Annotated in this window: 24 protein-coding genes and 1 riboswitch; of the genes, 11 read left to right on the forward strand and 13 right to left on the reverse strand. The window is 68.1% G+C overall.

Annotated elements, in window-relative coordinates:
• Positions 1–56: 56 nt before the first annotated feature.
• The 3 genes from ACVOMM_RS03125 to ACVOMM_RS03135 are packed head-to-tail and all read left to right on the forward strand — an operon-like array spanning position 57 to position 2,505.
• Positions 57–1,121: a class I SAM-dependent methyltransferase gene (locus ACVOMM_RS03125; RefSeq protein WP_481525872.1), complete on the forward strand. Its 1,065-nt coding sequence runs from the start codon at positions 57–59 to the stop codon at positions 1,119–1,121.
• Entirely contained in the window at positions 1,118–1,819 is a 702-nt protein-coding gene (locus ACVOMM_RS03130) for a pseudouridine synthase (RefSeq protein ID WP_065175382.1), read from the forward strand. Before ACVOMM_RS03125 ends, ACVOMM_RS03130 begins: the two co-directional genes overlap by 4 nt.
• On the forward strand, positions 1,816–2,505 hold the full coding sequence (locus ACVOMM_RS03135) for an HAD family hydrolase (RefSeq protein WP_065175381.1): 690 nt from the start codon (positions 1,816–1,818) through the stop codon (positions 2,503–2,505). The genes ACVOMM_RS03130 and ACVOMM_RS03135 overlap by 4 nt, the downstream gene beginning before the upstream one ends.
• Before the next feature lie 111 nt (positions 2,506–2,616).
• Here ACVOMM_RS03135 and fabB read toward each other — a convergent pair whose 3' ends face one another.
• Together fabB and fabA are read right to left on the reverse strand one after the other, a co-directional pair.
• The gene (fabB, locus tag ACVOMM_RS03140) at positions 2,617–3,825 is read right to left on the reverse strand and encodes a beta-ketoacyl-ACP synthase I (RefSeq protein ID WP_164150991.1); all 1,209 of its coding nucleotides are present in this window, start codon (positions 3,823–3,825) and stop codon (positions 2,617–2,619) included.
• A complete protein-coding gene (gene fabA / locus ACVOMM_RS03145) occupies positions 3,825–4,340 on the reverse strand; it encodes a 3-hydroxyacyl-[acyl-carrier-protein] dehydratase FabA (RefSeq protein WP_053518264.1) in 516 nt (171 codons plus the stop codon). The genes fabB and fabA overlap by 1 nt, the downstream gene beginning before the upstream one ends.
• Before the next feature lie 190 nt (positions 4,341–4,530).
• On the opposite strand from fabA, the gene dinB reads away from it, so the two are divergent.
• Positions 4,531–5,625, forward strand: coding sequence for a DNA polymerase IV (gene dinB, locus ACVOMM_RS03150; protein WP_053518266.1), 1,095 nt, complete (start codon positions 4,531–4,533; stop codon positions 5,623–5,625).
• 13 nt (positions 5,626–5,638) lie between these two features.
• Here dinB and ACVOMM_RS03155 read toward each other — a convergent pair whose 3' ends face one another.
• Together ACVOMM_RS03155 and ACVOMM_RS03160 are read right to left on the reverse strand one after the other, a co-directional pair.
• A complete protein-coding gene (locus ACVOMM_RS03155) occupies positions 5,639–6,550 on the reverse strand; it encodes an MBL fold metallo-hydrolase (RefSeq protein WP_111186587.1) in 912 nt (303 codons plus the stop codon).
• A gap of 47 nt (positions 6,551–6,597) precedes the next feature.
• Positions 6,598–7,236: an NAD(P)-dependent oxidoreductase gene (locus tag ACVOMM_RS03160; RefSeq protein WP_065175377.1), complete on the reverse strand. Its 639-nt coding sequence runs from the start codon at positions 7,234–7,236 to the stop codon at positions 6,598–6,600.
• Positions 7,237–7,345: 109 nt separating this feature from the next.
• Between ACVOMM_RS03160 and ACVOMM_RS03165 the strand changes: the two genes are divergently transcribed.
• The gene (locus tag ACVOMM_RS03165; RefSeq protein ID WP_065175376.1) at positions 7,346–8,275 is read left to right on the forward strand and encodes a LysR family transcriptional regulator; all 930 of its coding nucleotides are present in this window, start codon (positions 7,346–7,348) and stop codon (positions 8,273–8,275) included.
• Between the two features lie 62 nt (positions 8,276–8,337).
• Entirely contained in the window at positions 8,338–9,006 is a 669-nt protein-coding gene (gene gph, locus ACVOMM_RS03170; protein ID WP_481525873.1) for a phosphoglycolate phosphatase, read from the forward strand.
• A 27-nt stretch (positions 9,007–9,033) separates the two neighbouring features.
• Here the strand turns inward: gph and btuB are convergent, their stop codons facing one another.
• Positions 9,034–10,875, reverse strand: a complete 1,842-nt coding sequence (gene btuB / locus ACVOMM_RS03175) for a TonB-dependent vitamin B12 receptor (protein ID WP_481525874.1) — start codon at positions 10,873–10,875, stop codon at positions 9,034–9,036.
• Positions 10,876–10,991: 116 nt separating this feature from the next.
• A riboswitch (cobalamin riboswitch) is annotated at positions 10,992–11,213 on the reverse strand.
• Positions 11,214–11,365: 152 nt separating this feature from the next.
• On the opposite strand from btuB, the gene ACVOMM_RS03180 reads away from it, so the two are divergent.
• Entirely contained in the window at positions 11,366–11,944 is a 579-nt protein-coding gene (locus ACVOMM_RS03180) for a histidine phosphatase family protein (protein WP_065175373.1), read from the forward strand.
• 15 nt (positions 11,945–11,959) lie between these two features.
• Here the strand turns inward: ACVOMM_RS03180 and ACVOMM_RS03185 are convergent, their stop codons facing one another.
• Both ACVOMM_RS03185 and ACVOMM_RS03190 read right to left on the reverse strand, forming a co-directional pair.
• Positions 11,960–12,322: a TfoX/Sxy family protein gene (locus ACVOMM_RS03185; protein ID WP_053518278.1), complete on the reverse strand. Its 363-nt coding sequence runs from the start codon at positions 12,320–12,322 to the stop codon at positions 11,960–11,962.
• Positions 12,319–12,801 carry a GAF domain-containing protein gene (locus ACVOMM_RS03190; RefSeq protein WP_053518280.1) on the reverse strand — a complete coding sequence of 161 codons (483 nt, stop codon included), beginning with the start codon at positions 12,799–12,801 and terminating at the stop codon, positions 12,319–12,321. The genes ACVOMM_RS03185 and ACVOMM_RS03190 overlap by 4 nt, the downstream gene beginning before the upstream one ends.
• Positions 12,802–12,868: 67 nt before the next feature.
• Between ACVOMM_RS03190 and bioD the strand changes: the two genes are divergently transcribed.
• A complete protein-coding gene (gene bioD, locus ACVOMM_RS03195; protein ID WP_053518282.1) occupies positions 12,869–13,555 on the forward strand; it encodes a dethiobiotin synthase in 687 nt (228 codons plus the stop codon).
• 34 nt (positions 13,556–13,589) lie between these two features.
• Here the strand turns inward: bioD and ACVOMM_RS03200 are convergent, their stop codons facing one another.
• The 4 genes from ACVOMM_RS03200 to msrB form a co-directional block, all read right to left on the reverse strand.
• Complete coding sequence (locus tag ACVOMM_RS03200) at positions 13,590–15,032, reverse strand: aminotransferase-like domain-containing protein (RefSeq protein WP_164150978.1); 1,443 nt, start codon at positions 15,030–15,032, stop codon at positions 13,590–13,592.
• Positions 15,033–15,184: 152 nt separating this feature from the next.
• Positions 15,185–15,922, reverse strand: coding sequence for a peptide-methionine (S)-S-oxide reductase MsrA (gene msrA, locus ACVOMM_RS03205; RefSeq protein WP_053518286.1), 738 nt, complete (start codon positions 15,920–15,922; stop codon positions 15,185–15,187).
• Between the two features lie 14 nt (positions 15,923–15,936).
• The gene (locus tag ACVOMM_RS03210; RefSeq protein WP_459062656.1) at positions 15,937–17,706 is read right to left on the reverse strand and encodes a cytochrome c biogenesis protein DipZ; all 1,770 of its coding nucleotides are present in this window, start codon (positions 17,704–17,706) and stop codon (positions 15,937–15,939) included.
• Positions 17,706–18,284 carry a peptide-methionine (R)-S-oxide reductase MsrB gene (gene msrB, locus ACVOMM_RS03215; RefSeq protein WP_481525875.1) on the reverse strand — a complete coding sequence of 193 codons (579 nt, stop codon included), beginning with the start codon at positions 18,282–18,284 and terminating at the stop codon, positions 17,706–17,708. The genes ACVOMM_RS03210 and msrB overlap by 1 nt, the downstream gene beginning before the upstream one ends.
• Positions 18,285–18,427: 143 nt before the next feature.
• Between msrB and ACVOMM_RS03220 the strand changes: the two genes are divergently transcribed.
• Positions 18,428–19,147 carry a winged helix-turn-helix domain-containing protein gene (locus ACVOMM_RS03220; protein ID WP_476342619.1) on the forward strand — a complete coding sequence of 240 codons (720 nt, stop codon included), beginning with the start codon at positions 18,428–18,430 and terminating at the stop codon, positions 19,145–19,147.
• The gene (locus ACVOMM_RS03225) at positions 19,144–20,619 is read left to right on the forward strand and encodes a sensor histidine kinase (protein WP_481525876.1); all 1,476 of its coding nucleotides are present in this window, start codon (positions 19,144–19,146) and stop codon (positions 20,617–20,619) included. Before ACVOMM_RS03220 ends, ACVOMM_RS03225 begins: the two co-directional genes overlap by 4 nt.
• A 378-nt stretch (positions 20,620–20,997) precedes the next feature.
• Here ACVOMM_RS03225 and ACVOMM_RS03230 read toward each other — a convergent pair whose 3' ends face one another.
• Both ACVOMM_RS03230 and queD read right to left on the reverse strand, forming a co-directional pair.
• Positions 20,998–21,351: a phasin family protein gene (locus tag ACVOMM_RS03230; RefSeq protein ID WP_065175367.1), complete on the reverse strand. Its 354-nt coding sequence runs from the start codon at positions 21,349–21,351 to the stop codon at positions 20,998–21,000.
• 115 nt (positions 21,352–21,466) lie between these two features.
• Entirely contained in the window at positions 21,467–21,829 is a 363-nt protein-coding gene (gene queD / locus ACVOMM_RS03235; RefSeq protein ID WP_065175366.1) for a 6-carboxytetrahydropterin synthase QueD, read from the reverse strand.
• A 193-nt stretch (positions 21,830–22,022) separates the two neighbouring features.
• On the opposite strand from queD, the gene ACVOMM_RS03240 reads away from it, so the two are divergent.
• A complete protein-coding gene (locus tag ACVOMM_RS03240; RefSeq protein ID WP_193396950.1) occupies positions 22,023–24,662 on the forward strand; it encodes a TonB-dependent receptor plug domain-containing protein in 2,640 nt (879 codons plus the stop codon).
• The last annotated feature ends 64 nt before the right edge of the window (positions 24,663–24,726 follow it).

A 24,726-nucleotide genomic window follows, 5' to 3' on the forward strand; every position in this document is an offset into this window, starting at 1 on the left:
CCGGACCGCGCGAGCCGGTACAATGGACGGCCCTCACGCTTCAAGTAACCGCGCCGATGGCCGCCAGCGACGACGCCCCCCTGCAGACCCTGTTCCTGCCGTTCTCCCAGGGCGCGCTGCGCTGGCCGGATGGGCCGGTTGCGTTCCTGCGTGCCCGCGACGGCTGGCCACTGCGTGAGCAGGCCGGCGGGCGCGAGGTGCACTGCGAGCAGAGTTTTGCGCCGTTCGCGCAGCCCCTGCAGCAGGCCGCCGGCTGGACCGTCAGCGGCCAGCTTGACGATGTCGCGGGCCGGGGCCGCTACCCGCTGGTGCTGGTGCTGCCGCCGCGCCAGCGCGAGGAGGCCCGCGCGCTGTTCGCCCGTGCCCTGGCATTGGCCGCAGAAGGGGGCCGCATCGTCGCCTGCCAGTCCAACAACGAGGGCGCGCGCTCCGGCGAAGGCGACCTCAAGCAGCTGGCCGGCCTCGGCGGCAGCCTGACCAAGAACCATTGCCGGGTGTACTGGACCGCGCCACTGCAGGGTCAGTACGATGCTGACCTGGCCAAGCGCTGGAGCGCGCTGGATGCGGTGCGGCCGATCGTGGGTGGCCGCTTCCTCAGCCGCCCGGGCGTGTTCGCCTGGGACCGCATCGACCCGGCTTCGGCGCTGCTGGCCGAGCACCTGCCGGCCGATCTGGCCGGACGCGCGGCCGACCTCGGGGCCGGCTACGGCTACCTGTCGCGAGAGCTGCTGGAGCGTTGCCCGAAGATCACCGCGCTGGATCTGTACGAAGCCGAGCAGCGGGCCCTGGCACTGGCCGAGCTGAATCTTGCACCACCGCCGCGCCCGCTGCCGCTGCGCTTCCTGTGGCGGGACGTCACCGCCGGCATCGAGCCGGGGTACGACGTCATCATCAGCAATCCGCCGTTCCATACCCCGTCGCGCGCGGACCGGCCGGATATCGGCCAGCGCTTCATCGCCGTGGCGGCGCAGGCGCTGCGCCCGGGTGGTCGCCTGTATGTGGTGGCCAACCGCCACCTGCCGTACGAACACACGCTCAACGACAGCTTCGGCGCGGTGCGCGTGGTCGCCGAGCGTGACGGGTTCAAGCTGGTCGAAGCGGTAAAGGGGAAGGGCCGATGAAGCTGGTCAAGCACATCGCCAACCTGGGCTATGGCAGCCGCAAGCAGGTGCAGTGGATGTTCCGCGAAGGCCGTATCACCGACGCCGACGGCGAGGTGCTGTATGCCGACGACCAGGTGCCGCACGAGGCCGTGCGGGTCGACGGCGAGCCGCTGGATCCGCCGCCGGGGCTTTCGATCGCGCTGCACAAGCCGGCCGGCTACACCTGCTCGACCAAGGACACCGGCCGCCTGATCTACGATCTGCTGCCGCCGCGTTTCCGCGACCGCGACCCGGTGCTGTCCACGGTCGGCCGGCTGGACCGCGACACCAGCGGCCTGCTGCTGCTGACCGACGATGGCGGCCTGCTGCACCGGATCATCTCGCCGAAGTCGAAACTGCCCAAGGTCTACGAGGTGGAGCTGGCCCAAGACCTGCGCGGCGACGAAGTGGCCCTGTTCGCCAGCGGCACGCTGATGCTGGAGTCGGAGAAGACCGCCCTGCTGCCGGCTGAACTGGAGGTGCTGGGTCCACGCAAGGCGCGCCTGGTACTGCATGAAGGCCGCTACCATCAGGTGCGCCGCATGTTCGCCGCTACCGGCAACCATGTGCAGGCACTGCACCGCAGCCGCGTCGGTGGCCTGGACCTGGAGGGGCTGGCCGAGGGGCAATGGCGGCTGCTGACCTCCACCGACCTGGATACGCTGTTCGCTCCATGACTGTCATCGCTGCGCTGCCGTTTCTTCCCGACGCCGTCATCTTCGACATGGACGGCCTGATGATCGACAGCGAGCGGGTGTCCATCGCCTGCTGGAGTGAGGCTGCCGAAGCGTTCGGCCTGCCGCTGGATGCATCCTTCTTCGTGCGCATGGTCGGCCTTGGCGATCGCGACAGCCAATCGCTGCTGCGCCAGCAGGGCGTGGAGGACAGTGTGATCGAGGCGATGGCGCTGCGCTGCCATGATCTGTATGAGCAACGCACGCAGACCGGCCTGCCTCTGCGGCCGGGCATCCTGGAGCTGCTGGAACTGCTGAAGGCGCATGCGATTCCGCGTGCGGTGGCGACCACCACGCGTCAGCCGCGGGCCAACCGCAAGCTGGGCGCTGCCGGTCTGCTGCCGTACTTCGATGCAGTGATCACCAGTGGCGACGTGGCGCGGCCGAAGCCGGCGCCGGACATCTACCTGCTGGCCGCACAGCGGCTGGGGCAGGCGCCGGAGCGCTGCCTGGCGCTGGAGGACTCACCTGCGGGGACCCGTGCGGCGTTGGCCGCAGGCATGACCGTGATCCAGGTGCCGGACCTGGTGCATCCCGATGAGGAACTGCGCGCGCTCGGCCATCGCATCGTCGGCTCGCTGCGCGACGCGCACGCCCTGCTGCTGCCGCTGCTGCCGCGCTTGGCGTAGGCGCGCGCTGCCTTTGCGCCGGGCATGGCCCGGCGCTACCAGAGGCGGTGCTGCCGACTACGCGGTAGCGCCGGGGCATGCCCGGCGACCGTGCAGGCCAATGGCCGGCGATCAGACCCGGCCGAACACCAGGGCCGCGTTGGTGCCGCCGAAGCCGAAACTGTTGGACATCACCGTGTCCAGCACCTGTGCGCGGCTTTCGCGCAGGATCGGGAAGCCTTCCACCGCCGGGTCCAGCTCGCTGATGTTGGCCGAGCCGGCAACAAAGCCATCGCGCATCATCAGCAGGCAGTAGATGGCTTCGTGCACGCTGGCCGCGCCCAGCGAATGGCCGGACAGCGCCTTGGTCGAGGACAGCGGCGGCACGGCCTCGCCGAACACCTCGCGGATCGCGTTGAGTTCGGTGACATCGCCCAGCGGGGTCGAGGTACCGTGCGTGTTGAGGTAGTCCAGCGGGCGGTCCACGTTCTGCAGTGCCATCTTCATGCAGCGCACCGCGCCCTCGCCGGACGGTGCCACCATGTCCGCACCATCGGATGTCACGCCATAACCGATCAGCTCGGCATAAATGCGTGCGCCGCGCGCAACCGCATGATCGTAGTCTTCCAGCACCAGCATGCCGCCACCACCGGCGATGACGAAGCCGTCGCGGTCCTTGTCGTAGGGGCGCGACGCGTTGGCCGGGGTGTCGTTGAAACTGGTCGACAGCGCGCCCATCGCATCGAACATCACGCTCATCGACCAGTGCAGGTCTTCACCACCGCCGGCGAACATGATGTCCTGCGCGCCGTGCCGGATCATGTCCGCGGCGGCGCCGATGCAGTGCGCCGACGTCGCGCAGGCCGCCGACAGCGAGTAGCTCACGCCCTTGATCTGGAACGCGGTGGCCAGGCACGCCGACACGGTGGAGCACATCGTGCGCGGCACCATGTACGGGCCGACCTTGCGCACGCCACGTGCACGCAGCAGATCGACCGCGCCGATCTGCCACTCGCTGGAGCCGCCGCCGGAGCCGGCGATCAGGCCGGTGCGCAGGCCACTGACCTGCGCCTCGTCCAGCCCGGCATCGGCGATGGCATCGCGCATGGCGATGTAGGCGAACGCTGCTGCATCGCTCATGAAGCGCTTCTGCTTGCGGTCGATCAGGGCGTCCAGGTCGAGGTCGACACGGCCGCCGATCTGGCTGCGCAGGCCCGCTTCGGCGTGGTCGGCCAATGCGGTGATGCCGGCACGCCCCTCGCGCAGTGCGGAAGAGACGGTATCCAGATCATTGCCGAGGCAGGACGTGATGCCCATGCCGGTGATGACGACACGACGCATCAGAAGCTCCCGGTTTCAGTGAACAGGCCCACGCGCAGGTCGCGAGCGTTGTAGATCTCGCGATCGTCCACATACATGCGGGCGTCGGACTGGGCCATCACCAGCTTGCGGTTGATGACGCGCGTGATGTCGATCTCGTAGCGCACGCGCTTGGCGTCCGGCAGTACCTGGCCGGTGAACTTGACCTCGCCGCAGCCCAGGGCGCGGCCCTTGCCGGGAGCACCCAGCCAGGTCAGGTAGAAGCCGGTCAGCTGCCACATCGCATCCAGGCCCAGGCAGCCGGGCATCACCGGGTCGCCGATGAAGTGGCAGCCGAAGAACCACAGGTCCGGGCGGATATCCAGTTCGGCGCGTACCATGCCCTTGCCATGCGGGCCGCCGTCCTCGCGGATGTCGGTGATGCGGTCGAACATCAGCATCGGGTCGTTGGGCAGACGGCCGGCGGCGGCGCCGAACAGTTCACCGCGTGCGCTGGCCAGCAGCTGGTCGCGGTTGAACGCGTGGAGACGAGTCATGAAACGCAATCCTGGAAGCGACGAACAGGGATACAAGTGCTCGAGAATGCCCTTGGAAGCGCTGCCGATCAAACATTTCAACCGTACGCAACCGTAGTGTTTTCAATGGAATACGCGCATCCTGTTGATGTGCAACGACCATACCTCGGCGTGTGGCCCACCCACGCCGAACCCGCCCCGTACACCTGACATGACCCGACTGCGCAAGATCATCCACGTCGACATGGACGCCTTCTACGCGTCGGTGGAGCAGCGCGACGATCCCTCACTGCGCGGCAGGCCGGTGGTGGTAGCGTGGCGCGGTGCGCGCTCGGTGGTATGCGCGGCGTCCTACGAAGCGCGCGTGTTCGGCGTGCGTTCGGCGATGCCGGCGATGCGTGCCGAGCGCCTGTGCCCGGACGCGATCTTCGTGCCGCCGGACTTCGCGCGTTACAAGGCCGTGTCGCGCCAGGTGCGCGAGATTTTCCTGCGCCATACCGACCTGGTCGAGCCGCTGTCGCTGGATGAGGCCTATCTGGACGTGACCGAGCCGAAAAGTGGCATCGAGCTGGCAACCGAGATCGCACGCACGATCCGCGCACAGATCCGCGACGAGACCCAGCTGACCGCTTCAGCGGGCATCGCGCCGAACAAGTTCCTGGCCAAGATCGCCTCGGACTGGCGCAAGCCCGACGGCCAGTTCGTTATTCCACCGCAACGGGTGGACGCATTCCTGGCGCCGCTGCCGGTCAGCCGCGTGCCCGGCGTGGGCAAGGTGATGGAAGGCAAACTGACGGCGCGCGGCATCATCACCTGCGGTGACCTGCGGCAATGGGCGCTGGCGGATCTGGAGGACGCGTTCGGCAGCTTCGGCCGCAGCCTCTACAACCGTGCACGCGGCGTCGATGAACGGCCGGTGGAGCCGGACCAGCCGGTGCAGTCGATCTCTTCCGAGGACACCTTTGCCGAGGACCTGCTGCTTGAAGACCTGGGCGAGGCCATTGTGCAGCTGGCAGAGAAAACCTGGAACGCCACGCGCCGGACGGAACGCGTGGGCCACACCGTGGTGCTGAAGCTGAAGACGGCGCAGTTCCGCATCCTTACCCGCAGCTTCACCCCGGACCGCCCGCCGGAATCGATGGAGGAGCTGCGCGATGCCGCGCTGGCGCTGCGCGCGCGCGTGGACCTGCCGGCCGACACGCGCTATCGCCTGGTGGGTGTCGGCCTGGGCGGTTTCCGCGACAAGGAACCGGTGGTGCAGGGGGAGCTGTTCGAGCAGGCGTCGAACGATCCGCACCGCCCCTGACCGCGGTCCTGCCTCACGGCCACTGCATTTCGCCCTTGGCCACCTTCGCGCTCAGCTGCAGCGACTCCACGCCCTCCAGCCGCGGGTAACGCGCCTGCATCGCCTTCACCAGCGCCTGGCTGTCCTTCGCTTTGGCCGCTTCCGCATCGAACGCACGGATGTACCCGGCGGTGAAGCGCAGTGCGCTGGCGTCCAGCGCCGCCCCTTGCGCGTAATGGCCCGGTACCACCACCTGCGGCTTCAGTGCCTGCAGTCGCTGCAGGGTCTGCAGCCAGTCGGCATGCGACTTCGGGGTCTGCGTGTCGGCCATCCACACATGCTCGCCGGCGACCACGGGGATGCCACCGACGATCGCGCGCAGTGAAGGCACCCACAGCACGCTGCGGTCCGGCGTAGGGCCATCGAGTCCGATCAAGGGCAGGCGCTGCCCTTCCAGCAGCAGCGCGTCGCCCTCCAGCACCTGCGGCACAACGATGCGCGCCGGTGCGTCGGCCCCCATCTTCGGGCCCCAGTAGGCACGCTTGCCGGCGTGGGTCTGCTGGATGTGGGCCACGGTCTGCGCAGTGGCGACGATGCGTGCGTGCGGGAAGGCGTCCTGCAGCGTGGCCAGGCCGAAGTAGTAATCCGGATCGCCATGGCTGATGTAGATCGTGGTCAGCTGCTTGCCGCTGGCACGGATCAGCTCGACGAGCCTGCGCGCGTCGCTGGCCGCGAACTGCGCGTCGACCAGGATCGCATCGTGGCGGCCTTCGATCAGCACCGATGACACGGAGAACATCGCCTGCGGGCCAGGATGGAAGTACTGCAGGTGCAACTGTGATTTCGCCGCCGTGGCCGGCGCCGGGGCAGCCGGCGCGGCCAGCAGCGGGGCGCTGGCGAAGCTGGTGACCAGTGCAAGCGGAAGCAGCAGGGCAACGGAACGCATGCGGAACTCCTTGCGCAGCGCCGGGCCATGCCCGGCATGTAGGTCGATCAGTACGCCGCAGTGATGATCTGCTTCGGGTAGGCATGCGCCTCCAGTTCCGCCACGAAGGCAGCGCCATAGTCGGCGTAGCTGATGCGGCTGTGGCCGCTGGCGTCGGCGAGGAAGGCCTTGGCCTGCACGCGGTACTGGCCACGCTCTTCGCCCGGTCCGATTTCCGCGGCCGGCGAGAAGAACGTCCAGTCGAGGTCGTCTACCGCCTGCAGGCGCTTGAGTGCTTCGCGGTGGGCCAGGGCATAAGGCTTGTACGCCTCCGGGAAGTCCGGCGTATCGACCAGCTGGACACCCGGTGCCACTTCCAGGCTGCCGGCACCGCCGACCACGACCAGGCGCGGCACCCCGGCCTTGCGTGCCGCGGCTGCCAGCTGTCCGGCCACTTCGCCGACGCGGCTGATGTCATCGCCCGGACGTGGCCCGTAGGCGCTGGCCAGCACGTCGTGGCCGGCGATGGCCGCGGCCAGCGCGTCGGGATCATCCAGCGCGGCGATCACCGGATGGGCACCGGCCAGCTCCGCCGGCAGGTCCTGCGTGCTGCGCACGATCAGGGTCAATTCGTGGCCGGCGGCCAGCGCGTGGCGCGCGATCTGGCGGCCGATGTTGCCGGTGGCACCGACGAGGGCGATTTTCATGGCGAACTCCATAAGCAAGGGGAGGGGAAGACGACGGGGCCACTGTAGGACGCTGTAATTGTCCGAAAAACAGCGTATAACGCGCTTGTTTGTTGCATGGATCGAGCAGATGGATCGACTGACCGCCATGACCGTATTCATCGAGGTGGCCGAGCGCGGCAGCCTCACGGCCGCCGCTGAGGTGCTGGACATGTCGCGGGCGATGGTCACCCGTTACCTCGCCGAGGTGGAGGCCTGGCTGGGGGCGCGCCTGCTGCACCGGACCACGCGCCGGGTCAGCCTGACCGGCCCGGGGGAGGCGGCGCTGGCGCGCTTCCGGCAGATGCTGGAGATCGGCGAGGCGCTGCAGGGCGAACTGGCCAGCGACGATCCCGAACCGCATGGCACGCTGCGGGTGACCGCCAGCGTCTCGTTCGGGCAGAGCCATCTGGCGCGCGCCGTCGCCGACTTCGTCAAGCGTCATCCGGCGGCGCGCATCGAACTGCTGCTGGTCGATCGCACGGTGAATCTGGTCGAGGAGCGGGTGGATCTGGCGGTACGCATCGCCCGGCAGATCGACCCCAGCCTGATCGCGCGGCGGCTGGCCACATGCCGCTCGGTGCTGTGCGCCACGCCCGGTTACCTGGAGGTGCGCGGCACGCCGACCGCCCCGGAACATCTGGCCGCACACAACTGCCTGACCCATCACTACGTGGGCAAGAGCCTGTGGCACCTGCACCGCGACGGACGTTCGCAGTCGGTGGCGGTGGGCGGCAACATCAGCGCCAACGAAGCGTCATTGCTGCTGGAAGCCGTTCGCGCCAGCGCCGGCATTGCGATGCTGCCCACCTACCAGGTGGCGCCGTTGCTGCGCAGTGGCGAGCTGGTGGAACTGCTGCCGGCGTATACCCTGGACGAGCTGGGCATTCATGCGGTGTACGCATCGCGTCGCCAGCAGTCGGCGATCATGCGGCGGTTCCTCGACTTCCTGGGCGAGTGTTTCGCCAGCCCGGCCTTCCAGGATCTGGACTGGCGACCGGCGCGTGTGGAACCTGCATGACATCCCGGTGCGATGCGCACACGGCATACAATGAGCGGCCCCACGTCGTACAGGTGCGTTGCGTGTCGTATCCCTACCCGCTGGTCGTATTCGACCTCGATGGCACGCTGGTCGACAGCGCCGCCGATATCGCCGAAGCCCTGAACCGCACGCTGGAGGACATCGGCCTGGCCCGTGTGCCGGAAGCCACCGTGCTGGGCTGGATTGGCGACGGTGTCCGCCGGTTGGTCGAGCAGGCCGTGCATGCCGCAGGGCGGCAGGTCGATCTGGCCGAGGTCATGCCGGTGTTCATGGTGCATTACCGTGAGTGCCTGCTGCGCAGCCCACGCCTGTTCGACGGTGTGGCCGAAGCACTGGCGCAGCTGCGGGAACGTGCTGTGCCGCTGGCCATCTGCACCAACAAGCCTGCAGCGCTGGTGCCGCCGCTGCTGCAGCATCTGGGCATCGGCGATGCGTTCGCGCTGGTGCTGGGCGGCGATTCGCTGCCACAGCGCAAGCCCAGCGGTGAACCACTGCGGCACATCGCGGCACACTTCGGCTTGCCGGTGAATGCATGCCTGATGGTGGGTGATTCGTTGACCGACTACCGCGCGGCGGAAGACGCGGGAATGCCGATCGCGCTGGTGCGCTACGGCTACCCGCGTGGCCTGGACCTGGCCACCGCAGCTGCGGTGGCGGTGATCGACGATCTGCGCGAACTGCCGGGCCTGGCCGCGCGCATCCCGGTATAGCGCCGGGCCTGCGCCCGGCGCGCCTGCTCATTTCGGCTGGTAGCGCACGCTCAGCTGATACTCGCGGCCCGGCTGGTTGAACCACGCCACGGTCTCGTACCTGCGGTCGAACACATTGGTTGCCCGGGCCAGCAGCGACCACGATGGCGTGAGCGCGTACTCGGCGCGCAGATCCAACGTGCCATAGCCGCCGACCTTCACCGTGTTGGCGGCATCGTCATAGCGCTTGCCCGCACCCTGTACGGTCAGGCCGGCACGGAATGCGCCGAAGCGGCGATCCACATCCAGCCGTGCCGTCTGCTGTGCACGGCGCGGCAGCCAGTTGTCGAACTGGCTGCTGCCGTTCGTGCGGTTGCGCGGGTCGGTGTAGCTCAGCTGTGCAGCGATGTCGAAGCCGGCCAGCACGACGCCGCCGGTCAGTTCGGCACCGCGGATGCGCGCCTTCTCCACCTGCTGCATCCTGAAGGTGGCTGCATCGTAGGTGATCAGGTCATCGATGCGGGTCTCGTACACATCCAGGCCCCAGCGCCAGCCCTGGCCCTGCTGCGAAATGCCCAGGTTGGCGCTCTTCGACTTCTCAGGATGCAGCGTCGGCACGCCGCTCCACGGGTCATACAGGTCGCTGAAGGTGGGTGCCTTGAAGGCCGTGCCGTAGCTGGCGTTGATGCGCAGGCCGTGATCCAGCTCCATCGCCCAGCCGATGCTGCCGGTGGCATGGTTGCCGAACTGCTCGTTGTCGTCGTTGCGCGCGCTGGCCTGCAACTGGTGCCGGCCGAAGCGCCCCTGGTACTGCACGAACACACCGGTGTTGCGACGGCTGTCGACACGATAGCCGGCACTGCTGCCGTCCAGGTTGTCCTCACTCCAGTCCACACCGGCACTCAGCAGCTGGCCTTCGGCCACGCCGAAGTCGCCCTGCAGCGACGCGCTGTCACGATGCGTCTGCGCGCTGCCATGCACGCCGTCCGCGCCGACGTTGTCCGATTCGTTGTCACTGCGACCGACGTTGGCGGTCAGCACCAGCCGTTCGGCCGGCGTGTAGCGGACCTTGCCGGACAGTACCTGCTGGCGCGTCTCGGAGTAGTTGTAGTAGCCGTCGTAGTGGTTCTGGCCGTCGGCGCGCAGCGCGCTGCCCTCCACCGTCCACTGCTCGTTGAAGTTGTAGCCGCCGCGCAGGCTCTTGGAGAGATTGCGGTAGCCGTCGCGGTCGGGTTCGTCGGCGAAGCAGCCGGTGAACAGCGTGGCCGAGCCCCGGCAGGCATCGATGCCATCGGAATGCTGGTAGGCGATGTCGGCGCCGAACCAGCCGCGTTCGCTGCTGCCACCGATGCCGCCGCTGGCCTCACGCAGGCCATTGCTGCCACCGCCCAGCTGCAGATATGGCGCGAAGTCGCCCTGGTTGCGGCGGGTGAAGATCTGGATCACACCGCCGATGGCGTCGGCGCCATACAGGCTGGACTGCGGGCCGCGCACGATCTCCACGCGTTCGATCTGCGCCAGCGGCAGGTCCTGGATCATCGCCAGGCCGAGATCGGCGCTGTTGATGCGCACGCCGTCGACCAGCACCACCGTGTGGCCGGAGTTGGTGCCGCGCAGGAACAGCGAGCTCTGCTTGCCCAGGCCGCCGGCGTTGGTGAGGTTGATGCCGGCGCGGCCACGCAGCAGGTCCTGCAGCGAAGTGGCCTGGCTGGACTCGATCTGCGTCCGGTCGATCACCTGCGCAGGCGCGATGCTGTCCTGCAGGGCGATGGGGGTGCGGGTGGCCGTGACCAGGATGGGATCGAGCGCGCGGGCGCCATCATCGGCCTGGGCCAACGCGGGCAGGGCGGCCAATACGGCCAGGGAAAGCAATCGGGACTGCAGCTTCATCGGGGGACTCCAGGTGCCACGCACGCCCGCGTGGCGAAGGGGAGGAGCCGCGGAGGCAGGCAAGCGCCGATGCCGCAGGCAGTGCTGCGGACATCCAGCGCCATGCCCACCGCATCGCGACCTGAGGCTTCCGGGCCGGTCTCCGGGCTTGCCGCCAGGCGGCGCGAGGCCACCGTCCAGGCGCCTTCCCATGCTGTTGGCACAGTGGCGGTACTGCCTGGAACTGACGTGCTTACCGTTGCGGGGGCAGCGCCGGCATGGCGTGGGTTCACGCGTCACCGGCTTCCCGTTTCAACCTGCCGGCCATGCCGCAGGTCACCTGGAAGTGCGCGCAGTCTACGGCATCGGCATGCCCGGTGCGGCGCATATGCGGCAATGTCTGTGGAGCTGATGATCCCCAGCCACTAGAATTGCTGCTTGATCCCGTGGTGCCGTTGCCGATGTCCGCCCGTTTTCCGCTGTCCCCGCGTTGCCTGCACAGGATGCATGCATGATCCTCGACCTGGTCCGCCACGCTGGCAACGGTCGCGACGAGTACCTCGATGGCCGCAGCGATCCACCGCAGCTGGCCCGCCTGCCACAGGAACTGGTGGAGGCCTACGCCACGCAGCCCTGGGAGCGGGTGATCAGCTCGCCCCGCCTGCGGTCACTGCACACAGCGATGGCGCTGGCCACCCCGCGCGGGCTGGACGTGGATGCGGACGAGGAGTGGGAAGAACTCGACTTCGGCGACTGGGACGGGCAGGCACTGTTCGACCTGCCGGAGCAGGCGTTGGCGGCATTCCATGCCGATCCGCATGCGTATCCGCCGCCCAACGGCGAAAGCTGGGGGCACTTCGAGCGGCGCATCGCGCGTGCGCTCGACCGCCTGCTCGACGATGACGACCCGCTGCCGACCGTCGTGGTCAGCCACGGTGGCCCGCTGCGCATGGTGCTGTCACAGGTCTGCGGCCTGCCGATGTCGCTGTGCTGGGCGCTGCGCATCGACCACGGTACGCGCCTGCGGGTCAGGCTGGAGCGTGGCGAGGCAGGCCTGGTGGGCGAGCTGCTGGAGTTGCAGCAGCCCTGATCCGGCCGGCGCCGATCAGTCCTCGTCGGCGCTTCCGGTCACGTCTTCTTCTGCGTCGTCGTCTGCGTCGAAACGCTGCTCGTGCACCGGCCCCGAGGCCGGGCCGGCCGCCTTCAGCGGGTGCGCGGCGATGCGCGCTTCGTAGTCCTGCACCAGCGCCTCGCGCTGCGGCTCGCTCAGTTCCTGCCAATGGCAGTCCAGCAGGGCGCCTTCCAGCGAGTAGAGCAGGTTCAGGCTGGGCTTGAAGCCGGCGCGCTTGACCTTGACGAAGGCACCCACCGCGCCGACGGCGGCCAGATCGTCACGGCTGCGCAGACCGACCTGGCGCAGCCACGCCGCACTTTTCGGACCGATGTTGCGCAGCTTCGGCGCACTCATCCCAACGCCTCGACGAAGACGCGCGCGATGGCTTCCAGTCCGGCCTGGTCATCGGCATCGAAGCGACCGGTCTTCGGGCTGTCGATGTCGAAGACTCCGATCAGTTCATCGCCGCGCAGCAGCGGAACGACCAGTTCCGAGCGGGAGGCCGAGTCGCAGGCGATGTGGCCCGGAAAGGCATCGACATCGTCGACGCGCTGGGTCACGCGCTGGCGGGCCGCGGCACCACACACGCCCTTGTCCAGCGGAATGCGCACGCAGGCCGGCAGCCCCTGGAACGGGCCGACCACCAGCTCCTGGCCATCGTAGAGATAGAAACCCACCCAGTTCAGGTCGGGCAGGGCGTGGAAGACCAGCGCCGAGAGATTGGCCGCGTTGGCGATGCGGTCGGACTCTCCATGGACTAGGCCACGGGCCTGTTCAAGCAACTGGGCGTATTGTTCCGGCTTGCTGCCGGTAAGCGAGGCATTGGCGAACATGACCGCAGTCTAGCAAGCGTGCCGGGCCAGCGATAATGCACGCTCTGTTGCCCCGCTGGAGCCTCTGATGCCGTTGCCCGCTGCCCTGCCATCCGCGCTGTTCGTCACCGGCACCGATACCGAGATCGGCAAGACGGCGGCCAGCACCGCGCTGCTGCACGCCCTGCGCCGGCGTGGCCTGCGAGCGGTCGGAATGAAGCCTGTGGCCAGTGGCAGCCAGGATCTGGGGCAGGGCCTGCGCAACGAGGATGCGCTGGCGCTGCAGGCGGCCAGTCGGCCGGTGCCGGACTACGTCGACGTGAATCCCTATGCCCTGCGGCAGCCGATCGCTCCCGAACTGGCGGCGGCCGAGGACGGGGTGGACATCGCCCTGGCACCGATCGTCGCCGCGTTCGAGCGCCTGCGTGCCACCGCCGACGTGGTGGTGGTGGAAGGCGTAGGGGGATGGCTGGCGCCGGTCTCCGTCCACCTGGACCAGCTCGACATCGTGCGGGCACTGCGTCTGCCGGTCGTGCTGGTGGTCGGCCTGCGGCTGGGCTGCGTCAACCACGCGAGATTGACCGCGCACTCCTTGCAGGCCAGCGGCGTGGAGTGCCTGGGCTGGATCGGCAATCACATCGATCCGGCCATGCAGCGCCAGGACGAGAACGTGGCCACGCTGGTGCAGCGGTTGCCGATGCCATGCTGGGGACGGCTGCCGCACCTGCCGGGCGCCGATGCTCAGGCCCTGGCGATGCACCTGCATGAGGGCTGAGTTCCCGTAGAGCGGAGCCTGCGACCCGCTGCGATCAACCGGCCGCGAGCTCCCGCGCGAGGGCGCCCAGGCGCTCCACGGCAGCGATGAAACGTGCGTCGAAGGTCTGGCAGCACGACAGCCGCAGGCAGTGCCGGTAGCGCGGACCGCGCGAATACACCTGGCCGGGCATGAACACGATGCCCTCTTCCAGCGCCCGCTCGAACAGTGCGCGGGTGTCCACGCCCGGCAGTTCCAGCCACAGCAGGAAGCCACCCTGTGGTTCCGTGGCGCGTGTGCCAGGCGGGAAATGCTCGGCCACGAGCTGGCGCAGCCGTCCCACCTGCTCGCGATACAGGCGCCGCATGCGGTGCAGGTGATGTTCGTATCCGCTCCCTTCCAGGTACGCGGCCACGGCATCACCCAGCAGCTGCGGCTCGCCGCCCGTGGACTGGAACTTCAGCAGGGCGATGCGTTCAGCGAAGCGCCCGCCGTCGAGCCAGCCGATGCGATAGTCCGGGGCCAGCGTCTTCGAGAAACCGCCGACCACCATCACCCAGCCGTCGCGGTCAAAGGCCTTCAGCAGCGGCGCAGGTGGCTCGCAGAACTGCAGTTCCGCGTACACGGCATCCTCGATCAGCGGCAGCTGCCGCGCGTTGACCAGCTCGGCAAGACGCTGCTTGGCCGCCACCGGCATGGTGCAGCCCAATGGATTGTGCACGGTCGGCATCAGCACCAGCGCGGCCAGCGGTGTGTGCTCCAGCATCGCCTCCAACGCATCGACGTCCAGGCCCTGTTGCGGATGCGTCGGCAGTTCGATGGCCTGCAGGCCCAGGTTGGCCAGCAGCGGATACAGGTTGAAGTACGACGGTGCTTCGATACCCACTGAATCGCCGGGCTGGGTCACCGCACGCAGTGCCAGCTGCAGCGCCTCCATCGCACCGTGGGTCAGCAGCAGGCGATCGCTGTGCGTGTGCAGGCCCATGCGCGGGCCGCGCCGCACGATCTGCGCCAGCAGCCGCGGCGAGCCATTGGGGCGTGCGTAGGTTTCGACCGTCTGCTGGCCGTGGCGCAATACCTGGGCGGTGTGCCGGGCCAGCTGGGCGCCAGGATAGAACTGGCGCCCGCGTGGCCCGGCGAAGGCGAGGTCGATCACCCCGGAACGGCGTTGCGCCTCCAGCACGCGTGCCATCAGCACCTGCTGCAACGGCGCGGTGGGGGCCGACGGCGCATCGCGCAGCGACCGTTGCGGCACTGACAGTCGCGGCGCCACTTCGAAACCTGCCTTTGGCCGCGGAACCACCAGGCCGGCGTCTTCCAGCTGGCGGTAGGCGGCGATCACCGTATTGAGGCTGAGCTGACGCTGTGCTGCCATCTGCCGCAGCGATGGCAGGCGGCTGCCGACCGGCAGGCGCCCTCCCTGGATGGCCTCGGCCAGCTCATCGGACAGCCGCTGGTAGCGAGGAGCGGACGCGCTGCTGCGTTGATCTGTATCCATCGGTTCCGGCCGCATCTGGTGCTGTACCCATGAGGATTCCGAGCCTAGCATGTCCTCGTCGGCAGGGCCTGATCGGTGCCCGCCGATATTTCAAGGGCGCGCGGCTGGATGGCCGCGCGCCCCTTTTTTGCATGGGGCGGCGCACCATGCAGTCAACGCATCGGCACCAGCACCGGATCCCGGCGATACAGGGCAGGGAACTGCCTGCCCAGTGCTGCCAGCTTCGGAGCGTCGTAGTAGCGGATATAGGCGGCCTGCGGATAGTTGCTCATGTAGTTCTGGTGGTAGCTCTCGGCCGGATAGAAGCGCTGGCCGCTCCCCACCTGGGTGACGATGGGCGCGCGATAGCTTCCGGCCTGGCCCAGCTGGGTGATGTAGGCACGGCTGGCCGCCTGCTGGCGGGGATCATCGACGAAGATCGCCGAGCGGTACTGGCTGCCATGGTCCGGGCCTTGCCGGTCGAGCTGGGTCGGGTCATGCACCACCGAGAAGAACACCTGCATCAGCTGGCCGTAGCTCACCTGGCGCGGGTCGTAGTCGACCTTCACCGCCTCGGCGTGGCCGGTGCGTCCGCTGCTGACACGCTCATAGCGCGCATCCGCCGCGCTGCCGCCGACGTAGCCCGAGACTGCGTTGCTCACGCCCTTGACGTGCTGGAACACGCCCTGCACGCCCCAGAAGCAGCCGCCGGCAAACACTACGCTGGCGTGCGTGCCGTCATCGCGGAATGCGGCTTCACCGGTGGGCGCAGGCAACACCTGCACCTGTGCGCTGCGCTCGAGCGGCGCGGCGATGGCACCGTGATCAACCAGCAGTACCCCGGCAATCAGTGCGGTAGCGACCAGCCCGGCAATGCCGGCGGCGATCCCCTGTTCGAACGAAATCTTCATCGTGTCCTCCCGGATCAACCGAAGGTGAAGGCGTAGGCCTGGGCGCCGGCATCGAGGAATTCGATCTCGAAGCGGTGTGGCGCGACGGCGCCGCGCTGGCGCACCAGCTGGTACAGACGGTGTTCGTCGATCACGCCGCTGCCATCGCTGCCAACGTCGCTGCCGGCGTCGGCCGCGGGCAACGGCCGACCATCCAGCCAGACGCGGAAGCGCACCGGCGTGCCGTCCTGGCGTGGCGCGAGCACCAGATGCAGATCGCGGGCATGGAACTGGAAGGCGATGCGTCCTCCGGGCTGCTGCAGCCGTGCCGCCTCGTCGTCGATGATCCAGTGGCCGGACAGGCCCCACTGGTTCAGCGCCAGCGCGGGTGGCAGCGCGTAGTCGAATGCGGTGTCCACACGTTGCCCGCCTGGCGAGGCGAACTGCTCGGCGCGCGCATGCCCCAGGTAGGTCTCCGGCGAGCGCAGGTTGCCCATGTCCGCCTGCGCGGCCACGCCCTGCAGGTCCGCTGCGGCCGGATCGGCCGGCGGTGGCAGCCGGGTCTGGCCGGCTTCGGCCAGCAGGCGGCGGATCATCTGCTCCGAACGCGCATAGTTGCCCTCGCCGAACTGATGGCCGCGGATGTTGCCCTGCGCATCGACGAAGTAGTGCGCGGGCCAGTAGCGGTTGTTGAACGCACGCCAGATCGCGTACTGGTTGTCCAGCGCGACGGGATAGTCGACCTTCAACTGCTGCACGGCCTTCATGACGTTGCGCGGGTCGCGTTCGAAGGCGAACTCGGGGGTGTGCACGCCGATCACCACCAGGCCGTGATCGCGGTAGCGCCGCTGCCACTCGTGCACGAACGGCATCGCACGCAGGCAGTTGATGCAGGAATAGGTCCAGAAGTCGATCAGAACCACCTTGCCGCGCAGCTGGGCGGCGTCCAGCGGTGGGCTGTTGAGCCAGCCGGTGGCGCCGTCCAGGGCGGGCAGCGTGCCTTCCACCGGCAGCGGTGCCTCGCTGCCTGCAGTGGCCGGGCCCATCATCATCATCGGCGGAGCAGAAGGCTGCGCGCCGGGTACCGCATCGAGCAGGCCCTGCTCGATACGCGCGGTGCTGACGGTGGACAGCCGGGTCAGCAGGCCGGTGTCCCAGCCCAGGGCAATGGCCACGACCGCCAGCAGCGCAGCGACGCCGAGCACGCGGCGGAGCAGATTGCCCAGCCCCAGCCGTGCCTGCAGGGCGCGGAACACCCGGCCGCCGATCCAGACCGCCAATGCCAGCGCGGTGACCGCACCCAGCGCGTAGGCAAGCAGCAGCGTACTGGTGCTGGCGCTGGCGCCATGCAGCGCAGCCCCGGTCAGTACCAGGCCAAGGATCGGGCCCGCGCACGGCGCCCACAGCAGGCCGGTGGCGATGCCGATCAGCAGCGACGTCCAGGCACCGCCGCGCCCGGCGGCATCGGCAGCGTCCGCGCGTGCGCTCAACCGCGCGCCGACACGCTGCAACGGCGCCAGCAGATGGTCTGCCAGTGCGGGCCACAGCAACGCCACCGCGAACAGCGCCATCAGCAGCAGGGCGATCCAGCGACCGATCTGGTTGGCCTGCGCCACCCACTGGCTGCCGACCGCCGCCAGGCTGGCGACGAGGGTGAAGGTCAGCGCCATGCCCAGCAGCAGCGGCAGGGTGCTGCGCAGGAACGGGCGGTCAGCACGCGCGAATACGAACGGCAGCACCGGCAGGATGCAGGGGCTGAGCAGGGTCAGCACACCGCCAAGATAGGCAAGCAGCAACAGCAGCATCATCGGGCTCCAGAAGCAGGGGACGATCCCACCGGCACGCGCCAGCCCGCATCGCTGTCATGCGCAGCAGGTCCGGGCTGGAAGGCCAGCGCCGCGCCGTTGATGCAGTAGCGCAGGCCGGTAGGGCGTGGGCCGTCGTTGAAGACATGGCCCAGATGGCCGCCGCAGCGGCGGCAATGCACTTCCACCCGCAGCATGCCAAAGGTGACGTCGCGGTCCTCACCGATAGCGTTGTGCAACGGTGCCCAGAAGCTGGGCCAGCCAGTACCGCTCTCGAACTTGGTGGACGAAGAGAACAGCGGCAGCGCACAGCCGGCACAGGTGAACGTGCCTTGCCGGTGTTCCTTGTTGAGCGGGCTGCTCCAGGGGCGTTCGGTCGCCTGCTGGCGCAGCACTGCGTACTGGGCGGGGGTCAGCCGCTGGCGCCAGTCAGCATCACTGCGCATGATCTCGAACTGTCGCGCAGGGCGCGTTTCTGCTGCCGCTGGCGCGGCGCGGCTGCAGGCCCCGAGACCGAGCAGGCCGGCGGTGGTGGCGATACCGCCCAGACCCAGCAGATGGCGGCGGGTGAGGGGCATGGCGGACTCCGGGAAGGGGCGACGGGGCCATGCTGCGCCTGCTCCGGTCAACGAATCCTCACGCAGGATTCAATTTTTCGTGAGGTATCGGCGGCGATCCCGCGCCACAATGCGCTCAGCCTCCCCCCTGGCCCGAGCTGCCGATGTCCCCGAAACGTGTCCTGATCGTTGAAGACGATGCCCACATCGCCGACCTGCTGCGCATGCACCTGGGCGATGAGGGGTATGAGGTCGCCCACGCCGACAGCGGTGATGGCGGGCTGCGCCTGCTCGAACAGGAAGGCCCGTGGGACGCGCTGGTGCTGGACGTGATGCTGCCCGGTGTCGATGGCCTGCAGGTCTGCCAGCGCGCACGGGCGATGGCGCGCTATGTCCCGATCATCATCATCAGTGCACGCGGCAGCGAAACCCAGCGTATCGTCGGCCTGGAACTCGGCGCCGACGATTATCTGGCCAAGCCATTCTCCATGCCGGAGCTGGTCGCGCGCGTGCGTGCCCTGCTGCGTCGCGCCGAGGCCATGGCGCAGAACGCGCGCATCGATGCCGGTGCCATCGAGCTGGGAGGACTGCAGCTGGACCCGGTCGCGCGTACTGCCGACGTGGATGGCAGGCCGCTGGAACTGACGCCGCGCGAGTTCGACCTGCTGCTGTTCTTCGCGCGCCATCCCGGCCAGGTGTTCGCGCGCATGGAACTACTCAACCAGGTCTGGGGCTACCAGCACGATGGCTATGAGCATACGGTCAATACCCACATCAACCGCCTGCGCAGCAAGATCGAAGCCGATCCGGCCAACCCACGGCGGTTGCTGACGGTCTGGGGCCGGGGCTACAAGCTGGTGGACCCGGCCGGGGCGGCGGCATGATCCGGCCGAACCTGTGGCAGAAGCTGGCCGCGGTGATCGCGGCGCTGATGCTGATGTGCTGCATGGCGCTGCTGGCGTTGCAGATGCGCTCGAACACACGGCACGAGCAGGAAGTCGTGCAGCGGCTGTCGCTGGGGCTGGCCGAGCACATCGCGCAGCGCAGTGAGCTGATGGATACCAGCGGCATGCGCGATGCGGCGGTGCGTGCGCTGTTCGGGCAACTGATGGCGGTCAACCCCAGCGTCGAGGTGTACCTGCTGGACGACCAGGGTCGCATTCTCGGCCACGACGCACCCAGCGGGCACCTGATGCGCAACCGCGTGGACGTGGCACCGCTGCGCCGTCTGCTGGCGGGCGCGCCGCTGCCGATCCTGGGCGACGATCCGCGCAGTAGCGAGGGTCGCAAGGTGTTCAGCGTGGCGCCGCTGGTGGTGCAGGGGCGGCAGGCCGGCTACGTCTACGTGGTGCTGGTGGGCGAGCACCGGCAGATGCTCGCCGACGACCTCGCCGCCAGCAACCAGTGGAACACCACTTTGTGGTCGGTGATGCTGGTGGGCAGCCTGGGCCTGCTGGCCGGCCTGGTGGCGTTCTACTGGGTGACCCGGCCGCTGCGCCGCCTGACACGTCGCATCCAGGCATTTGACATCGATGCGCCGACGCCGCTGCCGCCGCCCGGCCCGCTGCGGCCGGGTGAGCGCGATGAACTGGTCATCCTCGAACATGCACATGCGCAGATGGCGCAGCGGTTGGGTGAGCAGTGGCAGCAGCTGCGCCAGCAGGACCTGCAGCGGCGCGAGCTGGTGGCCAACATTTCGCATGATCTGCGCACGCCGCTGTCTTCACTGCATGGCTACCTTGAGACGATGGCGTTGAAGGACGCGACGCTGTCGCCGGAGGAGCGCCGGCGCTATCTCGGCATTGCCCTGGCGCAGAGTGTGAAGGTCGGGCGATTGGCGCGCGCGCTGTTCGAGCTGGCACGCCTGGAACACGGCGAGGTGCGGCTGGAGTGGGAGGTGTTCGCGCTGCCCGAGCTGCTGCAGGACGTGCTGCAGAAGTTCGAGCTGGCGGCGCAGGCGCGCGGCCAGCAGTTGCACGCGGATTTCCCGCAGGGGTTGCCGCTGGTACGTGCGGACCTGGGTCTGGTGGAGCGGGTGCTGACCAACCTGCTCGACAACGCCCTGCGCCATGCGCCGGAGGGAGGGCGGATCGAGGTGCGGCTGCGCGCGGTGGCTGACAGCGTGGAGGTGATCGTCTCTGATGACGGTCCCGGCGTTGCTGCTGCGGTGCGTGCGCAGCTGTTCCAGGCGCCTGCTGCGTTGGGGGCGCGACGGGGCGAGAACGGTGGCCTGGGGCTGCTGATCGTGCAGCGTATCGTGCAGCTGCATGGCCGCAGCATCGCGCTGCGCGACAGTGAGGCAGGGGCGACGTTCGTGTTCGAGCTGCCGCGGGCGGAGTCGGCGGCGGTGGCCTAGGCGCAGCTGGTTTCCGGGTGGCGGTGTTTGCCTCTGCGCGCAGGTATGTGCGTTTTTCCGGGTGGCGCCGGGCGGATGCCCTTGCGTGCGAATGTTCCCCGGCGCCGGCCGGTGGCCGTCACCTCCTCCTTTGCTTCGCACGCAAGGGCATCCACCCGGCGTGCAGGGGTTATCGGTGCGCAGAGGTGCGAAAATGCGCCGGGGACATTTGCCCACATGCTGCGGGCCGACGCGAGGCCTTTGCGCTCGCGATCTGCTCGGGCGAAGACGCGCATCTGCACGCAGGCGAGGAATAAAAAAAGACCCGGCAGAGGGAGGGATCTGCCGGGTCCGGATTGCATGGGGGGAGGGACCCATGCAATGAGCGAAAGCGTCGCGTCAGGGCGTGTGGCCGGTCGCGTCCGCTGTTGATTCGTTGTAGCCCTGCACCAGCTCGGACCAGGAGCGTCCAGCCAGCAGGCCAAGACCGACCACGTCCTGCTGGGCCTGCCCAAACCGCTGCAGGTTGTCCTGCCACAGCTGAGCGCCCTGCGACAGCAATCCGGCCGGATCTTCGCTTCGTGCCAGCTCGCCGAGCCAGCCGCCCGTCGCGGTCAGGTTGCGTTCCAGTGCCTTCAGCTGCACGCCGAACATGCTTTCAGCGTTCTCCAGCGCCAACCGGTTCGCGCGCGTTGCGGCGGCGGCCAGCTGGCGGGTGGCATCACTGAAGCGATCGCTGAAGGCGGCGGTCATGGGCGTCAGGAGAGGACTTGATGCATTGCAGCATACGCCGATGATGCCGCATTGCAACAAAAATCATAAAGGCGCCCAAGGCGCCTTTAGAAATCTTTAGATATCAATGAGTTGTTCAGGTGCTGGGGCCCCGGTACCGGCAGCCGGAGGTGCAGGTCTCGTGGACCGTGATCTCGCTCAGCGCCGGCAGCGCGGGCTTGAGTTCGTTCCATATCCACACCGCCAGGTTCTCGCTGGTCGGGTTTTCCAGGCCGGGGATGTCATTGAGGTAGTGGTGGTCCAGGCGTTCGTAGATCGGCTGGAAGGCCGCCTTCACGTCCCCGAAATCCATGATCCAGCCGGTCTGCGCGCCGGGTTCGCCCTCGACCTTCAGTTCCACCCGGAAGGAGTGGCCATGCAGGCGCGCGCACTTGTGCCCCGGCGGTACGTTCGGGAGGCGGTGGGCCGCCTCAAGCATGAAGACTTTGAAGATTTCCATGAGCGGATTGTACGCCGCTGCTGTCGCATCCGACCGGGATCGCGCCGGCCCTGAAGCGGAGTGACTATTTCCATCCGGATGAAGAGATGTTAGCTTCTCTTATATCCGTATGAAGAGATGTTATTGGTCGGACCCCGGCCAGTCATGGATTACTGCGGAACTTCGTCGCCCTACCACCACCCCACACATCGTCATGCCCCAGCACACCCTGCTCGTGGCGGCCCTGGCCGCCGCTCTGGCCGCGCCATTGTCCGCCGCCGCCGAAACCACCGCTGCCGCCAGTGGCGAAGCCAGTACCCTGGCCGCCGTCCGCGTCACCGGTTCCAACATCAAGCGCGCCGATACCGAGGCGTCCAATCCGGTGCAGGTAATCGGCCGCCAGCAGCTGGAACAGACCGGCAAGGCCACCGTCGCCGATGTGCTGCGCTCGATCTCCGCCAACACCGGCAATGCCAACAACGAGACCACCAACAACGGCTGGGCCTCCGGCTCGGCCAGCATCGGCCTGCGCGGCCTGTCACCGAAGAACACGCTGGTGCTGCTCAACGGCCGTCGCGTGGCGAACTACGGCTTCCCGGCCGGTGGCCTGTCCGATACCTTCGTCGACCTCAATGCCCTGCCGCTGGTTGCGGTCGAGCGCATCGAAGTGCTCAAGGATGGTGCTTCGGCTGTGTATGGTTCCGATGCCGTGGCCGGCGTGGTCAACATCATCACCCGCCAGAACTTCGAAGGTGCCGAGATCGGTGGCAGCTTCGGAGGCGCCGACCAAGGGGGCCTGCGCGAGCAGAACCTGAAGTTCGTGGGTGGCCTCGGTGATCTGGACAGCGATGGCTACAACATCCTGTTCAGTCTGCAGGGCTACAACCGCGACCGCCTGGACCAGGACGAGCGCGATCTGACCAAGAGCGGCATCTACACCGACCTGCCGGGCGGGCGCTGGAACGGCTGGTCGGCCAAGGGTGCGCGCTATCTGATCAATGGCGTGTCGGTGCCGATGCTCGACGCCAGCGGCAACTGCCCCACCGGGACCACGCGCGTCGCGAGCGCTCCGATCGACGGCCTGGCTGGCGACACCTGCGGCTTCAACCAAGCGCCGTACACCACGCTGATTCCATCCACGAAGCGCTACCAGGCCTATGCCAACGGCACCTTCCGCCTGGGCGACAACGTCGAAGCGTTCGGTGAAGTGCTGTACAGCCAGATCAAGAGCGCGGCCTGGTTCGGCAGCAGCCCGTTCTTCACCCTGGAAAGCGGCCGCTTTGCCCTGAATGCCGAGACCGGTCTGGCCGAGCCGGTGTCGTCGCAGCTGCCGGCGGGCAATCCGTACAACCCCTACGGGCGTGCCGTGCCGATCGAGTACACGTTCTTCGATCTCGGCGGCACCATCAAGACCAACCGCTCCACCGCCTATCGCGGCGTGTTCGGCCTGCGCGGCACCACCGCCAACTGGGACTGGGAAGTGGCGGCGTTCGGCGCGCGCAGCAGCGAGCGTGAGACCGTCTCGGGCGGCTTCGCCAACCGCTGGGCGCTGGCCGATGCGCTGGCCAGCGGCAGCTACAATCTGCTCGACCCGGCGGCCACCCCGCAGTCGGTGCGTGATGCGATCAACATCGCCACGCTGCGTCCGGCCGAATCGAAGCTGCAGGGTGTCGATGCGAAGATCTCGGGCAGCCTGGGCCGCACCTGGGCCGGTGACATCGGCTTTGCCGCTGGCGCCGAGTGGCGCCGCGAGAAGCTCGATTCGAACAACCCCTGGCAGATCGATGCCGGCCTGCAGGTGCGTCCGGCCATCGCCGAGGTGCACGGCGAGCGCCAGGTCAGCGCTGCGTACGCGGAAGTGAACGTGCCGCTGGCCTCGACCCTGGAACTGTCCGCCGCTGCGCGTGCCGATCACTACGATGACTTCGGCGATGCGTTCTCGCCGAAGCTCGGACTGCGCTGGCAACCGCTGGACTTCCTGCTGGTGCGCGCGTCGGCCTCGAAGGGCTTCCGTGCGCCCTCGCTGTCGGAGAACTCCAACAGCACCAGCATCTCCTACGGCAGCGTGGTCGATCCGCGCGACCCGGATGTGCCGGGCTCGCGGCAGAGCCCGACGTTCTTCACCGTGGGCAACAGTGACCTGAAGCCGGAGCGCACCAAGAGCGTGAACTTCGGCGTGGTGCTGTCACCGTGGGCGAACACCAATCTGAGTGTCGACTACTACCGTATCCAGCTCGACAACCTGGTCGGCACCAACAACACGCAGACGCTGATCAACGACAACGTTGCCGGTGCCGTGCAGCGCGATGAGCGCGGCAAGCTGCAGGCCGTCTACAACCGCTACCAGAACCTGAGCGAGCTGAAGACATCGGGCATCGACGTGGAACTGCGCCAGCGCATTCCGACGGCGCGCCTGGGAGATTTCACCCTGTCTTCGGCCTACACCCACGTCCGTGACTACCGCCGTCCGACCGTGGTCGGTGGGCCCCTGGTCGACTACGCCGGCAGCAACCTCGGCGCCACCCTGCCCAAGGACAAGGCCACCACCACGCTGGACTGGAAGTACGGCGACTTCAACGCGGCGGTGACCTGGTACTACACCAGCAGCTATCGGCAGGAAGCCAGTACCGCCGCCAAGGCCGTGCAGCAGCGTGTCGGCAGCTACAGCCAGTACGACCTGTACCTGGGGTACACCGGCATCGACAGCCTGACCCTGTACGCCAAGGTGCAGAACCTGGGTGACAAGACGCCGCCCTACGATGCGTCGTTCCCGGGCATCCGTGCGCCGTATGACTTCACCCAGTACGACCTGCGGGGTCGCTACTTCACGCTGGGCTTCGACTACCGCTTCTGATCCACCGCCGTGGCCGGTCACCTGCCGTGACGCGCCACGTTGCCCTCTGCCGTCCTGTTTCGGG

The organism is Stenotrophomonas sp. STEN009, from assembly GCF_056760395.1.

Excerpts from the sequence above, each read along its gene's own strand:
- ACVOMM_RS03125 (WP_481525872.1), top strand. The coding sequence starts at position 57 with ATGGCCGCCAGCGACGACGCCCCCCTGCAGACCCTGTTCCTGCCGTTC.
- ACVOMM_RS03130 (WP_065175382.1), top strand. The coding sequence starts at position 1,118 with ATGAAGCTGGTCAAGCACATCGCCAACCTGGGCTATGGCAGCCGCAAG.
- ACVOMM_RS03135 (WP_065175381.1), top strand. The coding sequence starts at position 1,816 with ATGACTGTCATCGCTGCGCTGCCGTTTCTTCCCGACGCCGTCATCTTC.
- fabB (WP_164150991.1), bottom strand. The coding sequence starts at position 3,825 with ATGCGTCGTGTCGTCATCACCGGCATGGGCATCACGTCCTGCCTCGGC.
- fabA (WP_053518264.1), bottom strand. The coding sequence starts at position 4,340 with ATGACTCGTCTCCACGCGTTCAACCGCGACCAGCTGCTGGCCAGCGCA.
- dinB (WP_053518266.1), top strand. The coding sequence starts at position 4,531 with ATGACCCGACTGCGCAAGATCATCCACGTCGACATGGACGCCTTCTAC.
- ACVOMM_RS03155 (WP_111186587.1), bottom strand. The coding sequence starts at position 6,550 with ATGCGTTCCGTTGCCCTGCTGCTTCCGCTTGCACTGGTCACCAGCTTC.
- ACVOMM_RS03160 (WP_065175377.1), bottom strand. The coding sequence starts at position 7,236 with ATGAAAATCGCCCTCGTCGGTGCCACCGGCAACATCGGCCGCCAGATC.
- ACVOMM_RS03165 (WP_065175376.1), top strand. The coding sequence starts at position 7,346 with ATGGATCGACTGACCGCCATGACCGTATTCATCGAGGTGGCCGAGCGC.
- btuB (WP_481525874.1), bottom strand. The coding sequence starts at position 10,875 with ATGAAGCTGCAGTCCCGATTGCTTTCCCTGGCCGTATTGGCCGCCCTG.
- ACVOMM_RS03180 (WP_065175373.1), top strand. The coding sequence starts at position 11,366 with ATGATCCTCGACCTGGTCCGCCACGCTGGCAACGGTCGCGACGAGTAC.
- ACVOMM_RS03185 (WP_053518278.1), bottom strand. The coding sequence starts at position 12,322 with ATGAGTGCGCCGAAGCTGCGCAACATCGGTCCGAAAAGTGCGGCGTGG.
- ACVOMM_RS03190 (WP_053518280.1), bottom strand. The coding sequence starts at position 12,801 with ATGTTCGCCAATGCCTCGCTTACCGGCAGCAAGCCGGAACAATACGCC.
- bioD (WP_053518282.1), top strand. The coding sequence starts at position 12,869 with ATGCCGTTGCCCGCTGCCCTGCCATCCGCGCTGTTCGTCACCGGCACC.
- ACVOMM_RS03200 (WP_164150978.1), bottom strand. The coding sequence starts at position 15,032 with ATGGATACAGATCAACGCAGCAGCGCGTCCGCTCCTCGCTACCAGCGG.
- msrA (WP_053518286.1), bottom strand. The coding sequence starts at position 15,922 with ATGAAGATTTCGTTCGAACAGGGGATCGCCGCCGGCATTGCCGGGCTG.
- ACVOMM_RS03210 (WP_459062656.1), bottom strand. The coding sequence starts at position 17,706 with ATGCTGCTGTTGCTGCTTGCCTATCTTGGCGGTGTGCTGACCCTGCTC.
- msrB (WP_481525875.1), bottom strand. The coding sequence starts at position 18,284 with ATGCCCCTCACCCGCCGCCATCTGCTGGGTCTGGGCGGTATCGCCACC.
- ACVOMM_RS03220 (WP_476342619.1), top strand. The coding sequence starts at position 18,428 with ATGTCCCCGAAACGTGTCCTGATCGTTGAAGACGATGCCCACATCGCC.
- ACVOMM_RS03225 (WP_481525876.1), top strand. The coding sequence starts at position 19,144 with ATGATCCGGCCGAACCTGTGGCAGAAGCTGGCCGCGGTGATCGCGGCG.
- ACVOMM_RS03230 (WP_065175367.1), bottom strand. The coding sequence starts at position 21,351 with ATGACCGCCGCCTTCAGCGATCGCTTCAGTGATGCCACCCGCCAGCTG.
- queD (WP_065175366.1), bottom strand. The coding sequence starts at position 21,829 with ATGGAAATCTTCAAAGTCTTCATGCTTGAGGCGGCCCACCGCCTCCCG.
- ACVOMM_RS03240 (WP_193396950.1), top strand. The coding sequence starts at position 22,023 with ATGCCCCAGCACACCCTGCTCGTGGCGGCCCTGGCCGCCGCTCTGGCC.